This is a genomic window from Candidatus Kinetoplastibacterium crithidii (genome assembly GCA_027557655.1).
GTDB lineage: Bacteria > Pseudomonadota > Gammaproteobacteria > Burkholderiales > Burkholderiaceae_B > Kinetoplastidibacterium > Kinetoplastidibacterium crithidii_C.
In genome coordinates this window covers 330389-346766 of sequence record CP064915.1, presented here as the reverse complement: position 1 = coordinate 346766, position 16378 = coordinate 330389, and the positions used below count along the sequence as shown (strand labels likewise).

Sequence of the window (16378 nt, the reverse complement as noted above, 5' to 3'; positions counted from 1 at the left end):
AAACGAAATAAATCAATGATGTTTTTTTTTGCAAAAATTATTACCCAAGCCATGCTCGTGCATTTCTAAACATGCGCATCCATGGACTATAATTTTCTACCCATTCTGATGGATGCCAAGAAAATAAAACATTACGAGAAACTCTTTCTGGATGAGGCATCATTATAGTACATCTACCGTCATCTGTTGTAACAGCTGTTATTCCTTTTGGACTGCCATTTGGATTAAGGGGATAAGACTCTGTCATATCACCATAATTATTTACAAAATAAGCTGACGTATTAACAAGATCGATATTGCCATGTTTAGAAAAATCAGCATATCCTTCCCCATGAGCAACAACAATAGGAATTCTAGAATTTTCCATTCCTGAGAAAAATATTGATGGAGAAGATATTATCTTAATAGTTGATAAACGAGACTCATATTTTTCTGATTTATTTCTTGTAAATTTAGGCCAATTCAAAGCTCCAGGAATTATAGTTGATAATGAACTCATCATTTGACAACCATTACATACCCCAAGCGAAAAACTATTCTTATTGGCAAAGAAATCAGAAAACTGATCATATAAAAAACTATTAAATAAAATTGTTCGGGCCCAACCCTCACCTGCTCCTAAAACATCGCCATAACTAAAACCACCTACAGCTACTAAACCTTGCATTTCAGAAAGATTTATGCTCTTATTTAATAAATCAGTCATATGTACATCTATAGAAGAAAAACCTGCTTGATCAAAAGCCCAAGCCATTTCCACATGACTATTACATCCCTGTTCTCTCAAAATAGCAATTTTAGGACGGACATTTTTATTTATATATGGAGCAGAAATATCAATATTTGGATCAAAATATAATACTGGGTTAAGACCTGGATCATTAACATCTTTCCATAAATCTAACTCTTCAGAAGCACAAGAAGGATTATCTCTTATAGATGAAATTCGATAACTTACATCACTCCATATTATTCCTAAATCGGAACGATTCTGTTTCCATAGAGAAGAACTATTATGACTTATTTCGATAATATCAGATGTATTTACTGAACCTATTGTATGGCAATAGTTAGAAATATTATTTTTTTCAAAACAATTAATAACATAATCATAAACTTTATTATCAACTTGAATTACAGCTCCTAACTCTTCAGAAAATAAAGTTTTTATAAGATTTTCATTATCCAGAGAACCAGTTATTAAATTATCCAAATTTATAGAAACCCCAATATGTCCAGCAAAAGACATTTCTACTATAGTTGTAAACAACCCACCATCTGATCTATCATGATAAGCTAATATCATGTCTTCATTAGCAAGATGTCTTATCGCATAAAAGAAGCATTGCAATTTATCAGGATCATCCATATCAGGCACTATGTCACCAAATTGACCATAAACTTGCGCTAATATAGAACCACCAATCCTATTTTTAGAAAAACCTAAATCTATATAAATTAATTTACTATCAATATTTTTGATTAATTGAGGTGTTAACGTCTTACGAACATCTTTAACAGGAGAAAAAGCAGAAACAACCAAAGATATTGGTGAAACAATATATTTTCCATCATCTGTAATTGTTTTCATAGATAAAGAATCTTTTCCAACAGGTATAGAAAGGCCAAGTTCTTTACAAAATTTACTAACAGCCGAAACAGCCTGGTAGAGATTAGCATCTTGAATGCCACTACTACTACAATCAGCCATCCAATTAGCAGACAATTTTATATCTTCTATTTTTTCTACATCAGAAGCTACTAAATTGGTTAAAGCTTCAGAAACTGCCAAACGAACAGAGGCTGCAGGACTAATTACTGCAATAGGAGCTCGCTCACCTATTGACATTGCCTCACCAAAAAAACTATCATAACTTGCCAATGACACCGCACAATCAGCAACTGGCACCTGCCATGGACCAACCATTTGGTCACGAGCAACTAAAGCACCTACTGAACGATCACCTATTGTAATAAGAAATGATTTACTAGATACGGTAGGGTGACTTAAAACCCTAGATATAGCATCTGACAAGACCATATTATCAAATTTTACAACATCACTTCTATGATTATAACTTTTAACATCACGAATCAAACGCGGCGATTTTCCTAAAATAATATCAAGAGGCAGATCTACCGGGTGTTTTTTGACATTTTCTGATTTGGCTATATTTAATAAACCATTCATATCAAAATCAGCATCATTACCATCTATAAGATATAAATGTCTATCATTAATGGCTATTCCTACAACTGAATAAGGACAACGTTCTCTAACTGCTATCTCATCAAATTTTTTTAGACTATCAGGTAAAATAGCTAACACGTATCTTTCCTGCGACTCATTAGTCCATATTTCAGCAGGAGACATCCCATACTCTTCTACTGGAATTTTATTTAAATTAAATATAGCTCCCATTTTAGAATCATTTATCAACTCTGGAAAAGCATTAGATAATCCACCAGCCCCTACATCATGAATAGATAATATAGGATTATTATCGCCTTGTTGCCAACATCTATCTATAACTTCTTGAGCTCTTCTTTCTATTTCTGGGTTCCCTCTTTGAACTGAATCAAAATCTAACTCTGCTGTATTACTACCTATAGTAATACTAGAGGCTGCTCCTCCACCCATTCCTATACGAAAACCTGGTCCCCCTAATTGGATCAACAAGGCTCCCTCAGGTATACTTTTTTTCTTACTTAATCTAGAATCTATAATACCTAGACCACCAGACAACATTATTGGTTTGTGATAACCCCAATGAATATTATCTATAGTTTGCTCAAATGATCTAAAATAACCTAAAACACTAGGTCGACCAAATTCATTATTGAATGAAGCACTACCTAATGGAGCATCAACCATTATAGATAAAGGTGATGCCATGCGAGAAGGTATACTATAGTAATCATCCTCCCACTGACGTATATTATCTTCAAATCTCAAATGCGAAACAGAAAAACCAGTAAGACCTACTTTAGGTTTAGAACCACGACCAGTTGCACCTTCATCTCTTATTTCTCCTCCGGAACCAGTAGCAGCTCCTTGAAAAGGAGAAATTGCAGTTGGATGATTATGAGTTTCTACCTTCATTATATTATGAAAAATAGCACTATTTCTACCATAGACAAACATACCATTTATAGAAGATTTGTTTGTATGAAAACTATTAGAAATTCTACCTTCCATAATAGCTGAATTATCAGAATAAGCTACTATTGTACCAACTGGTTGACTATAATGCGTTTGTTTAATTAGATCAAATAGAGTATCTTTTTTTTGTTTCCCATCTATAATCCATTGAGCATTAAAGATCTTATGACGACAATGTTCACTATTAGCTTGTGCAAACATTATCAATTCCACATCAGTAGGATCCCTTTGAAGAGACTTGAATGATTTTTCTAGATACTCGATTTCATCATTAGATAATGCTAGACCTAAGTCCTTATTAGCTTTTTCCAAAGCAATACGTCCATCTTTTATAAGAGAGATGGTCTTTAGATCTTTTTTTTCTGTATTATTAAATAAAAGCTTTGGATCAAAATCAACATTAACAACACTTTCTGTCATACAATCATGTATAAAATCCAATAATGTATCTAGTGCTTCTTTAGGAAGTTGATCATCAACTAAAGGTTCTTTATAAGAAAGAATATATTTGATACCTCTTTCAATTCTTTTGACAACACTCAAACCACAGTTATGAGCTATATCTGTAGCTTTACTAGACCACGGAGAAACTGTTCCTAGACGAGGAATTACCAATAGTTCTATTTTATAATTATCAGATGATTTAGAAAAATCTATAGAACCATATTCCAATAATTTTGACAAAATACAATTTTCACTGTCCTCTAAAGAACGCTCTAAATATACAAAATGTTCATAATAAGCATCTATGTTTGATAATTTAATACCAAAAGCACCCAGCTTAGCCAATAGATTTTGACGACGAAAATCAGAAATAGCAGACGAACCTGAAAAATTTTGAACTATTAGCACGACGATATATCCTAAAAGCAAACTAAACAATCATTACTGACAAAAACATGCAAAAGATTGTAATTGTAGGAATGACTATCTACTTATTGAAATAGATAACTTTATTCATAAGATATAGCAAAATAATCAATTTAACAAGAAAATTATTAATACCATAATAATAATTTTCACAAAAAATCACACCATACTTTCTTTAAGTCTCTTGGTATTTTAGAAAACTTTTCTTTTGTTATTAAATTGTCTTTAAATGAATGAAAGTCTGATCCACATGATATATAAAAATTATATTTTTTAATTAAATAGAGAATTAATTCATAGTTTCTATGGTTTGGAAATAATGGGATTTCAATGCATTCACCTCCTAAATCGGCAAATCTCTCCATAAGTTTATTAAGTTCTTGATTTGAGAATTTATAATTTAAAGGATGAGCCATTACAGCTATACCTCCTGCATTCTTAATCCATAAGATCACATCCTGCAAAGGAGCATACCCCATGTCAGAATTATTAAACAGGTCATCAGATAAATATTTTAGAAAAACTTTATTAATACTTTGACAATAACCACTTTCAACTAAAAATCTAGCAAAATGAAGTCTGCCTACTATTCCTAGCTTATTATTTAATCGAGAATAAAGAACACTTTCAGATCCATAAAATCCTAAACTATCCAAATGCTTAACAATATTAAATGCTCTTGCTTTCCTAAAATTAATATTATTTTTTAAACCTTCTAGTAAACCATTATTATCATAGTCAACATATAATCCTATTATATGTATAGTTCTTCCTTTCCAATCAGCAGAAATTTCAACCCCATTTATAAAATCAAGACTTAATTTTTTTGATTCCTGCCGTGCTTCTGATAAACCAGCAATAGTATCATGATCAGTTAATGACCATTTGCTTATATTAGAATAATGAACTGCATACGCCACATCCTTAGGAGATAATAAACCATCTGATACATTCGAATGACAATGAAGATCAACCAATAAATTATTATTCAATTTTATATTCACTAGATGTTATTTTTTAGGTCATTTGAGGAATTATTCTAAGTATATTTTGAGTTGTACATCCAATGATTTTATCAATACTACACTTTTTGATATCAGAAAGCTCTAGCGCAATCTTAAACAATTCGCATGGACTATTTATACTCCAATCATAAGAAGATTTCCAACATGGTTCCATATAGGGAGAATCTGTTTCAAGAACTAAATTCTCTAAAGAAATATCTAATGCATTTTGTCTAATTTTTGAATGTTTTTTATAAGTAATTGAACCTCCTACCCCTAATAAAAAACCTAATTTTATAAAACAATTAGCCTGTTGGTAACTGCCATTAAATGCATGAATTATTCCCCCAGATATTTTTTTTCTTGATCTTAATATTTTCAACATAACATCATGAGATTTTCTTGCGTGAAGAATAACAGGTAAAGAAAATTCTTCTGCAATATGTAACTGCTCTATAAAAAATTTCTTTTGCAGATCAACATAACGATCATCCATAGAATAATAAAAATCTAACCCTATTTCTCCAATGCCAACGAAATTAGTATGAGTGTTCTTAGAATGCTTTACATAATTATATAAAACCAATAAATCATTATCAAAATTTTCTTGACTAATGCTCATAGGATGTATTCCTAGTGTATAAAACAATCCTTGGTTTATAGATAAACTAGATACCTTATCAAAATTATTTACAGAAACAGATGGAACAATAATCTTTTTAATTCCTTTATAAAAGGCTTCTCTAATAATTAAAGACCTATATTTATCGAATCGATAATCATCCAAATGGCAATGTGTATCTACTAAAAACATATAATATTAGATCCTTAATAAGCCACCATCTTTCATAAGAAACTTTCTATCTGCGATAGACATTAATTCAACATCGTGCGTAACTATTATAAAAGAAGAATTAAATTCATTTTTTAGCTTAATAAATAAATCAAATATTTTATAAGCATTCTTCTTATCTAAATTTCCAGTTGGTTCATCAGCCAAAATACAATCAGGATTTGTAATAATTGATCTAGCTATAGCGACTCTTTGACGCTCACCTCCTGATAAATTATAAATCATACTATCTTGTTTAGAATTTAAACCAATAGAATTAATTATCAAATTAGCCTCTAAGCGTGCTTGATCATACCTATATCGTCTTATGATTAATGGCATTGAAACATTATCCACAACAGATAACTCTGGTAAAAGATTATGTGATTGATATATAAAACCAAGATTTCTATTACGTAAATTACATTTCTGATTCTCTGATAAAATAGAAGTGTTTAGGTTATTAATAATTAATTGACCACTAGATGCTGTATCTAATAAACCAAGTATATGTAATAAAGTACTCTTGCCAGAACCAGAAGATCCCATTATAACTACAATTTCAGAAGTGTTAAGATAAAAGTCTATATTTTTTAATACCTCAATTTTTCCATTTTGATCATAATAATTTTTACAAATATTATCTGCTTTAATTATATAATTCTTCTTATCTGACATTGTTCAAAACCCTTGCAGGGATATATTTTGATGATTTAATACTAGGATATATAGTTGCTATAAGAGATAGGGAGATTGATACAATAGCAATATTTAATATATCAAAATAATTTATATAATATGGTAATTTACCTATAACATATAAATCTACTGGAAAAAAATTGACCATAAATATTTTCTCAAGTAATCTAACAATTAGGTCTATGTTATGTGTCATTATAATTCCAGATATAACACCAATAATCGTTCCAACTAAACCTATAATTAAACCGGTTAATAAAAATATTAAAGAAATATTTATGTGACTAACACCAAATGTCCTCATGATAGCAATATCATATTTTTTTTCAGATACTAACATCGTTAAAGATGAGAATAAATTAAATGAAGCAATAGCTATAACAACAGATAGTATTAAAAACATCATCCTTTTCTCTGTTTGCACTGCGTTAAACCAAAATTTATTAGTATTAGACCAGTCCTCTACAGAAAAATAATCAGGCAAAATACTTCTTATGTTTTTAATACTTATATGAGTAGAGTAAATATCCTTGACACAGAATCTTATGCCATTCTTCGTATTGTTTAAGAAAAAATTATTTGCATCATTAATATTAATGAATGCCATATTGGCATCATATTCATAATACCCTGATGAAAATATACCCTGTACTATGAATTGTTTTAAACTAGGCGTAAAACCAATAATATTTGAAGATGCATTAGGTGCTAAAATCGCAATACTATCACCAATGTTTGCATTTATTAATTTTGATAATTCCAAACCTATTATCACACCAAATTTATTATCTTTTAAAGATTTTAGGTCACCACAAAATAGATTTTTATCTAATCTATACACATTGATAAAATCAGTATCAATTCCTTGAATCTGTACGCCAACTATATTAGAATCTTTTATTATTATTGCTTGTGATAAAGAGAAAGATGCACTAGATTCTATATTTGAATCTTTATCAATTAATGATTTAAATTTTTTATAAGAACTCATAAAAGTATTATAATCTACCCCTGGAACAGAAATTTCCATATGAGGAATTATATCTAACATTCTATTGCGAACTTCCTTTTGAAAACCATTCATTACAGACAGTATTACAATTAAAGCAGCTACTCCAATAGCTATACCTAAAATAGAAGTTGTAGTAATGAAGGATATTATTTTATTTTTTTTGTTCTTAAAATTTAATAAACCACTATACTTAATAGCTAACCAAACTTCATAAGGCATCATAAACACAATCTACTACCAATAAAGTTAAAAATATAATAATACGAAGATACTAATAAAATATATCATACAAAGAATAAAATGCTTATTGTAATACCTGGTTTTTTTCCTCCAAATAAATTTAATATCAATATTAATAACATTATAAAAAAAGAAACTCCATATATTTTTAAATGGCTTCAACATGCCTCTATAAATTATATAGATGATCAATCACTAAACTATGGTTGCACTGCTTTTGAAGCATGGCAAATTAAAAATACAGGATTTATTCCTAATGATAATCAAACAATAAGTTCTGCTTTAGGTCCATTTTTCACAAATTTTGAAAAACAAGATAATTACCCAATATGGCTACTAGAATTATTAAATATAGAAATTAATACATCTGGAATTAGCTTATCGAACCCATACAATACAAATTTAGAATATGCAGAAAGTTTATGTTTATTAGATAGCATAAAACATATCTTACATGATTATAAGTTTAAAATTGAATTTATTTCACCACAAAGATGGCGTATATTTTTACCAGACAGTTTTCATCAAATCTCCCTAAGCCCCTATTTCATCTTTGAAAAAAAAATCAATGTTTTTTCACATATTAAAATAGAAATATTGCAATTAAATAAATTACTAAATGAAGTACAAATGTTCTTCCATAATCATAAGGTAAATATATGTAGGGAAAGTCGAGGATTAAAACCAATAAACTTTTTATGGCTTTATGGTGGTGCAAAATATTGGAGTCCGAAACAACAAAAACCGGATATATTATTTACAAAATTACATGAAGCTTCTAGAAGCTTGGACTATGATATGTGGATCAATGAATTTAAAAATCTAGAAAATTTATTTAAAACTTTATCGAAAAGCAATAAATTACCAAAAAATGACATAAATCTAGTACTTTTAGGTACTGAGAAATGTAAAGAATATCTGATTCACAAAGATATAAATATATTTAAACGTTTTAATATCTTTAAAAATGAACTCTTCTTATAAAATACATATACGAAAAATACAACAAAAAAATTATGATCTCCTATTAAAACATGGCATAAATCCATTATTAGCTAAATTACTCTCCTCCAGAGGAGTAACAGAAGTATCTCAAATACAATACAGATGGCCTAATCTAATTAATCCAAATAATCTTAGTCAGATAGAACAAGCAACAAACTATTTACTAGAATCAATCATTAATAAGAAAAGAATTCTCATTGTAGCTGATTATGATTGTGATGGAGCAACAGCATGTGCCGTAGGTATCAGAGCTTTAAAAGCAATGGGAGCTAATGTTAATTTTATAGTACCTAATAGATTTCATAATAATTATGGATTGTCAGTTGATATTATTAAACAAGCTTATGAACAATCTATAGAAAAACCAGATTTAATAATAACTGTAGATAACGGAATCTCTAGCGTTGAAGGAGTAGAATATGCTAGGCAAATGGGTATAGAAGTCATTATAACAGATCATCACCTACCAGGTAAAATATTACCAAGAGCTTTAGCAATTATTAATCCGAACCAATCTAGTTGTAATTTTCCATCTAAAAATTTAGCTGGTGTTGGAGTTATATTTTATTTAATGATTGCATTAAGATCAAAAATGCGTATCCATGGTATTTATAAGGAAAATGAAGGACCTAAACTTAATGAATTAGTTGATTTAGTAGCTCTAGGGACTGTAGCTGATCTCGTTCAGTTAGATTTTAATAATAGGATATTAGTTGCCCAAGGCTTAAAAAGAATACAAACTAACAAAACAATAGTAGGAATACAAGCACTTTTTAATATATCTAATAAAGATATGAATAAAGCAAACAGTAATGACTTAGGTTTTTCAATAGCACCAAAAATCAATGCTGCTGGAAGATTATCTGATATGAGCATAGGAATACGTTGTCTTATAACTGATAACTATGAAGAAGCGTTATATATTGCTCAACAATTAAATGATATTAATAATAAAAGAAAAAAAATAGAAGAAGAAAGCAATTCACAAGCTATATTAGAAATTGATAAATATGGGTATGAGTCAAACAATAGTATATGTATTTATCAAGAAAATTGGAATCATGGCATAGTAGGATTAATCGCATCTAAATTAAAAGAGAAATATTGGAAACCAACTATTGCATTTGCTCCTTCGAAAAATAATGAATTAAGAGGATCAGGAAGATCAATTCCTGGAATAAATATAAAAGAAATATTAGATGCTATTTCAAAAAAATTTAATATAATCCAACAATTTGGAGGTCATGCAATGGCTGCTGGACTAACAATTACGAAAAACAATTATATTAAATTTAAATCAGCATTTGAAGAAACATCAAAAAATATAATAGGCAATAATGATATAAGACAAACATTAGAAACTGATGGTTCTCTTGAAATAAAGTATGCTAATACAGAATTTGCTGATTTGCTAAATCAACAAGTATGGGGATCAGGATTTGATGAACCATTATTTATAGATCAATTTGAAATTATTTCTCAAAAAATACTAAAAAATAAACATTTAAAACTAGTATTACAGCGTGAGAAATTAGTGTTCGATGCTATATATTTTAACCATCAAAAAGTAGAATACAAAAATATTAAGGCTGTATATAAAATAGAAAATAACTTATGGAACAATAAAAAATCATTACAGATAATTATACAATTAATAATAGCAAACTATTAAACTATAATTTTTCACAAAATAAATTAGTAATAGGATAACGCCAATCACGACCGAATGAACAAAAAGTAACTTTAGGACCTATTGAAGATTGAGATCTTTTATATTCATTTTTATGTAAAAGACCTAATACTCTATTAACAATATCAACATTATAACCACGATCTACAATTTGTTCTATTGTTAATTTTTTTTCTATATATAACTCTAAGATCGCGTCCAATAAATAATAAGGAGGTAAAGTATCTTGATCAGTCTGATTAAATTTTAATTCAGCTGAAGGAGCTCTCGAAATTATTCGATCAGGAATAATATTAGATATTCCATTTCGCCATTTCGATAGTTTATAAACCATTGTTTTGCTTACATCCTTAAGCAAAGCAAAACCACCAACCATATCTCCATAAAGGGTACAATATCCCATAGATATTTCAGATTTATTCCCTGTTGTCACAACTAATTTACCATTAGTATTTGAAATAGCCATTAATAAATTACCTCGTATTCTAGCTTGAATATTTTCTTTTGCTATTTCAGATGTATTTAAAATTTCATTTATAATGCTATTGTATGAATACATTATCGTGTTTATATCAATTTTGTTATATTCAACATGCAATCTTCTAGATAAAATATCAGCATCTATAATAGATATTTCCGATGTATAACAAGTAGACATCATAATTGCTTGCACTCTATTAGAGCCAATGGCATCTACCGCTAATGTAAGAGCTAGAGCCGAATCTATACCACCAGACAACCCAATAATAACTCCAGGAAAATTATTCTTATTTACATAATCTCTTAAACTTAAAACCAGGGCATTCCATAACTGTAATTCTATATTAGAATTTTGTACATTAACAAAATAATCAACATTTGATTTCTCACTTATGCTTATATCAAAATAAGCTAAATCTTCTTTCCAGGAAAGAAGTTTGTTGCTACATAGGCCACGTGAATTCATAAAGAAAGAACCACCATCAAATATTAATTCATCTTGCCCTCCTACAGCATTAACATAAACTAACCCACAATGTAATTTATTTACTAATTTTTTACAAATTGAATAACGTAACTCATCCTTACCAATAAAAAAAGGAGAAGCATTAAGACTAACTATTATATCAACATCTAAATCTTGATACAGTTCAACAGATGTATCTATCCATAAATCTTCACAAATCATGATGCCAAATTTTTTACTTTTAATATTAAAAGTAAATGCTTGTTTCTTAATAGAAAAATATCTCTTTTCATCAAAGACAGAGTAATTAGGCAATTGATTTTTATAATATCGACCTATAATTAATCCATTATTATATAATGTTGCTACATTATATAAATTATTGGATTCTTGATAAACATGTCCCACTAAAATAAATACTTTCTTAAGACCAATAGTTGCCTGACGAAGTTTTTCCAAATTTAAATTTTGTAATTTTATAAATGAATGATGAAATAATAAGTCTTCTGGGGGATAACCTGTTATCACAAGTTCTGGAGTAACTAATAAATCAACATTATTATAGGATTCATTTATAATTTTTATTAGTTTAATGGTATTACCTTCTATATCTCCAACCACTGAATTTATTTGAGCTATTGCAATTTTAATATTACTCATTAAAGAATCTCATTATGATATTAAACTCTAATTACATTGCATAAAGTTATATATTGATGGTTTTTGATAAAGACGTAATTGAAATTTATACATCATAGAATTAATATGATCAAAAATTTCTCCTTGTATACGACCATGTTCGGCCCATGCTGTTAATGCAGTAAAACAATATATTTCTATCGGAATACCTTCAGCTATTTGTTCCATCATTCTAACTAACATTGGCATGTCTTGTCGTAACTCATCATGACTCTTTAAAAAAGCAGTTATATAATATCTAAACAAAGATATATTCATAAAATGATCTTGGTCTTTGTGATTTAATTCTAAATAATTAGACAATAACGTTATTTTCATTAGTTCACTAATTTCAACCTCATTCATAATTTTAAGACTTGATATATCTATATACATAACCCTTTTTATTCTTCTTCCACCAGATTCAAACATTTGCCGATAATTACGATAACTTTCTGAAAACAACTTATATGTAGGTACAGTAGTAACCGTATTATCCCAATTTTGAATTTTTACAGTATGTAGAGCTATATCTCTAACATATCCATCTGCATTAGATTGAGGCATTTCAATCCAATCTCCTATCCTCAGCATATCATTTGTTGTTAATTGAGTACCTGCTACTAAAGATAAAAGAGTATCTTTAAATACAAGCAAAAGAACAGCAGATAAAGCACCTAATCCAGAAATCATCCATAATGGTGAACGATTTATAAGAACAGATAATACTAACACTATACCTATAACAATTAATAGTAATTTACCTACCTGTACATAAACTTTGATAGACCTAGCTCTAGCAGAATAGATACTCTGAATAACACTTAATAAACCAATAAGCGCTGCAAATATATAAATCCATACAATTGCACTAGCAAATCTAGAAACATATTCAGCAATATTACCGATATGGTAAACAAATTTAATTCCTTCAGAAATGACAAAAAATGGCACAGAACGCAAAATATTTTTATATACATTATACCTATGTAATTCATGATGCCATTCTGCATAACCATCAATATTAATAATAACTTTATTTGTTAACCAAACTAATAAACGAGATATAACCCATTGCACTAACAATGAAATAATAATTAAACAAAAAAAACATGAAATTACTTTAATTAATCCTAATGTAGGAATATAAAACTCAACCATTCTAATTATCTCATCAAGCTTCATTTAACCCCCTAAGTTTTATATTATTACATTATTGATTCTAAACTACGGTAAATCAGTACAAATTCCCAGAGCTACCTCTGAAGACATACCTATTGATTCTGATAGGGTTGGATGAGGATGAATGGTTTTTGCTATATCAAACATATCTGCTCCCATTTCTATAGCAAGTGCTACTTCTCCAATTAAGTCGCCAGCATGAGATCCTACAATACCACCACCAATAATTCTTTTGCTATCAACATCAAATATAAGTTTGGTAAAACCATTCTCACTATTAGTTGCAATAGCTTTCCCTGAAGCAGTCCATGGAAATAACCCAGTTTTTATATTAATATTGCTTTTTTTTGCTTCTGATTCAGTAATACCTACCCAAGCAATTTCTGGATTAGTATAAGCTACTGACGGTATAACAGCAGCATCAAAGAAAGATTTTTCTCCATTTATGACTTCAGCAGCGACATGAGCTTCATGAACAGCTTTGTGAGCAAGCATTGGATTACCACTTACATCACCAATTGCAAATATATTGGAAATATTTGTTCTCATCTGTTGATCTACTTTAATAAAACCATCATGACTTAACACAATGCCAACTTTATCCAGATTAAGTTTATCAATATTAGGTTTACGACCTACAGCCTGCAGAATCATATCATAACATTGAGGTATATTAGGAGCATTTTTTCCATCAAAACTAACATATATACCATCATTTCTAGACTCGGCACCAATAACTCTAGTTTCCAGCATTATATTATTAAAGCGATTTTCATTCGATTTAGACCATATTTTAACCAAATCACGATCAGCACCAGAAATTAAACCGTTGGATACTTCGACTATATCTATTTCAGAACCTAGAGCAGAATATATTGTTCCCATTTCTAAACTTATAATACCTCCACCTATTAATAACATTTTTTTAGGTATCACAGGTAATTTTAAAGCTCCAGTTGAATCAACAATTCTATCATCTATAGGTAAGAAAGGTAGATGCACAGCATGACTTCCTGTAGCTATGATAGCATTTTTAAAGTTAACAATTTTTTCTAAATTGTTAGAACATTTCACAGAAAGACTATTCTTATCTAAAAATTTAGCAAATCCATTAATAACTCTAACCTTTCTTGCATTAGCCATACTACTCAGACCATTGGTTAGTTTAGAAACTTTAGAGTCAATAGAATTTCTTAATTTATTTAAATCTATCTTCGGCTTTTCCTGATATTCTATTCCACAATTAAAAGACTTCTTTACTCTTTCAATGATAGATACATCATGTAATAAAGCTTTTGTTGGAATACATCCAACATTCAAACAAACACCTCCTAATTTGGAATGTTCTTCTATTAGGATAGTATCCAATCCTAGATCTGCTGCACGAAAAGCAGCAGAATAACCTCCAGGACCAGAGCCTAGAATAACTACTTGACAATTAACAATATCGTTATCTACATTATTATTCAAAGATGCACATGAATCTGAGCATGAATCACTAGCATTTATCTCGACTAAAATAGTTCCTGAAGATATACTGTCTCCAACTTTGACGCAAATATTGATTATTTCCCCATCAATATCTGATGGTATTTCCATAACAGACTTTTCAGATTCAACAGTAATTAAGCTTTGTTCTTTTTTAACAAAATCACCATTAGAAACTAAAATTTCTATAACTTTAGCTTCTTTTATATCACCAATATCTGGAACTGCTACTTTATAAACATTATTTATCATATTTATCACTTACAAAGAAATAAGACGAAAATCATTCATAATTTGACACAAATATTTGTTAAAATTTGCAGCCATTGCTCCATCAATAACTCTGTGATCATAAGAAAGAGAAATCGGCATAATTAATCTTGGTATAAATTCTTTACCATTCCACAGTGGTTTAAAGGTAGATTTGGATACTCCTAGTATAGCCACTTCTGGAGCATTAACTATTGGAGTAAAAGAAACTCCACCTATTCCTCCTAAAGAGGAAATAGAAAAACATCCACCTTGCATTTCTTTAGAAAATAACTTGCCTTCCCTTGCCTTTTGAGATAATTTTTTTATTTCCGATGCAATTTCAATAACACCCTTATTGTCAACATTATGTATTACAGGAACCATTAATCCATTGGGAGTATCTACAGCAAATCCTATATTATAATATTTTTTAAGTATTAATTTATCATCATCCAAAGAAGCATTAAAATCTGGAAATTTTTTTAAGCAAGAAACTAACGCCTTAACTAAAAAAGACAATATAGTAACTTTTATGTTGGTTTTAGATAAATCTTGATTTATCTTAATTCTAAAATCTTCTAAATCTGTAATATCAGCCTCATCATTATTAGTAACATGAGGTATCATCATCCAATTACGATGCAAATTTGAACCAGATATTTTCTGAATTCTACTTAACGGCTTACTATCAATTTCACCAAATTGAGCAAAATCTACTTTGGGCCAAGGAGGTAAGTTAAATAATTCAGCACCACTAGTTACAGATGGATTATTCAAATTATTTTTAACAAAAGAACTAACATCATCTACAGTAATACGACCCTTTTTACCTGTCCCATGTACTAAAGAAACATCAACACCTAATTCTCTAGCAAATTTTCTTATAGATGGAGAAGCATAAGCAAATTTTTTTACTACATTTCTATTATTAAAAGATGGAATACTATCAGTATTATCATGATCATTAACTAATACTTTTTCACTCTTTATATTACTGATAGGAATATCTTTTATAGGAGTATTATTTATATTTGATGTTTCTTCGACTCTACTAACAACATCAGTATTATTTTTTTCTATAGATAGCAAATGAAAATTTTCAGAAATTTTATCGCCAACCTTTACATTAACTGATTTAACTTTACCACCACAAGGAGCAGGAACTTCTATAGAAGCTTTATCTGATTCTATGGTAATGACCCCTTGTTCAGCAATTATTTCATCCCCTATAGAAACTAAAACTTCTATAACCCGAAATTCCTTTGAATCTCCAACTGATGGCATATTAAATTCTATAATTTCATTCATGTTTTATTA

At 29.2% G+C, this 16378-nt stretch carries 11 protein-coding genes; 2 read left to right on the top strand and 9 right to left on the bottom strand.

The features are described 5' to 3' along the window. Positions 1-40: 40 nt before the first annotated feature. The 5 genes from purL to I1N47_01605 form a co-directional block, all read right to left on the bottom strand. Positions 41-4015: a phosphoribosylformylglycinamidine synthase gene (purL, locus tag I1N47_01625; GenBank protein WBF65827.1), complete on the bottom strand. Its 3975-nt coding sequence runs from the start codon at positions 4013-4015 to the stop codon at positions 41-43. Between the two features lie 167 nt (positions 4016-4182). Next, positions 4183-5025: a PHP domain-containing protein gene (locus I1N47_01620; protein ID WBF65899.1), complete on the bottom strand. Its 843-nt coding sequence runs from the start codon at positions 5023-5025 to the stop codon at positions 4183-4185. A gap of 25 nt (positions 5026-5050) precedes the next feature. Then, positions 5051-5851: a TatD family hydrolase gene (locus tag I1N47_01615; GenBank protein ID WBF65826.1), complete on the bottom strand. Its 801-nt coding sequence runs from the start codon at positions 5849-5851 to the stop codon at positions 5051-5053. A gap of 6 nt (positions 5852-5857) precedes the next feature. Then, complete coding sequence (locus tag I1N47_01610) at positions 5858-6547, bottom strand: ABC transporter ATP-binding protein (GenBank protein WBF65825.1); 690 nt, start codon at positions 6545-6547, stop codon at positions 5858-5860. Continuing rightward, positions 6537-7802, bottom strand: a complete 1266-nt coding sequence (locus I1N47_01605) for an ABC transporter permease (protein WBF65824.1) — start codon at positions 7800-7802, stop codon at positions 6537-6539. The genes I1N47_01610 and I1N47_01605 overlap by 11 nt, the downstream gene beginning before the upstream one ends. A 78-nt stretch (positions 7803-7880) precedes the next feature. Here I1N47_01605 and I1N47_01600 point away from each other — a divergent pair, with 78 nt between their 5' ends. Together I1N47_01600 and recJ are read left to right on the top strand one after the other, a co-directional pair. Beyond that, positions 7881-8804 (top strand): hypothetical protein, encoded by a 924-nt coding sequence (locus tag I1N47_01600; GenBank protein ID WBF65823.1) that lies wholly within the window; start codon positions 7881-7883, stop codon positions 8802-8804. Continuing rightward, entirely contained in the window at positions 8788-10497 is a 1710-nt protein-coding gene (gene recJ / locus I1N47_01595; GenBank protein WBF65822.1) for a single-stranded-DNA-specific exonuclease RecJ, read from the top strand. Before I1N47_01600 ends, recJ begins: the two co-directional genes overlap by 17 nt. 1 nt (position 10498) lies before the next feature. Here the strand turns inward: recJ and I1N47_01590 are convergent, their stop codons facing one another. The 4 genes from I1N47_01590 to I1N47_01575 are packed head-to-tail and all read right to left on the bottom strand — an operon-like array spanning position 10499 to position 16369. Further along, positions 10499-12121, bottom strand: coding sequence for an NAD+ synthase (locus tag I1N47_01590; protein WBF65821.1), 1623 nt, complete (start codon positions 12119-12121; stop codon positions 10499-10501). A gap of 27 nt (positions 12122-12148) precedes the next feature. Then, entirely contained in the window at positions 12149-13324 is a 1176-nt protein-coding gene (locus I1N47_01585) for a mechanosensitive ion channel (GenBank protein ID WBF65820.1), read from the bottom strand. Between the two features lie 42 nt (positions 13325-13366). Next, positions 13367-15058 (bottom strand): dihydrolipoyl dehydrogenase, encoded by a 1692-nt coding sequence (lpdA, locus tag I1N47_01580; protein WBF65898.1) that lies wholly within the window; start codon positions 15056-15058, stop codon positions 13367-13369. A gap of 12 nt (positions 15059-15070) precedes the next feature. Next, positions 15071-16369 (bottom strand): dihydrolipoyllysine-residue acetyltransferase, encoded by a 1299-nt coding sequence (locus I1N47_01575; GenBank protein WBF65819.1) that lies wholly within the window; start codon positions 16367-16369, stop codon positions 15071-15073. Between the last annotated feature and the right edge of the window lie 9 nt (positions 16370-16378).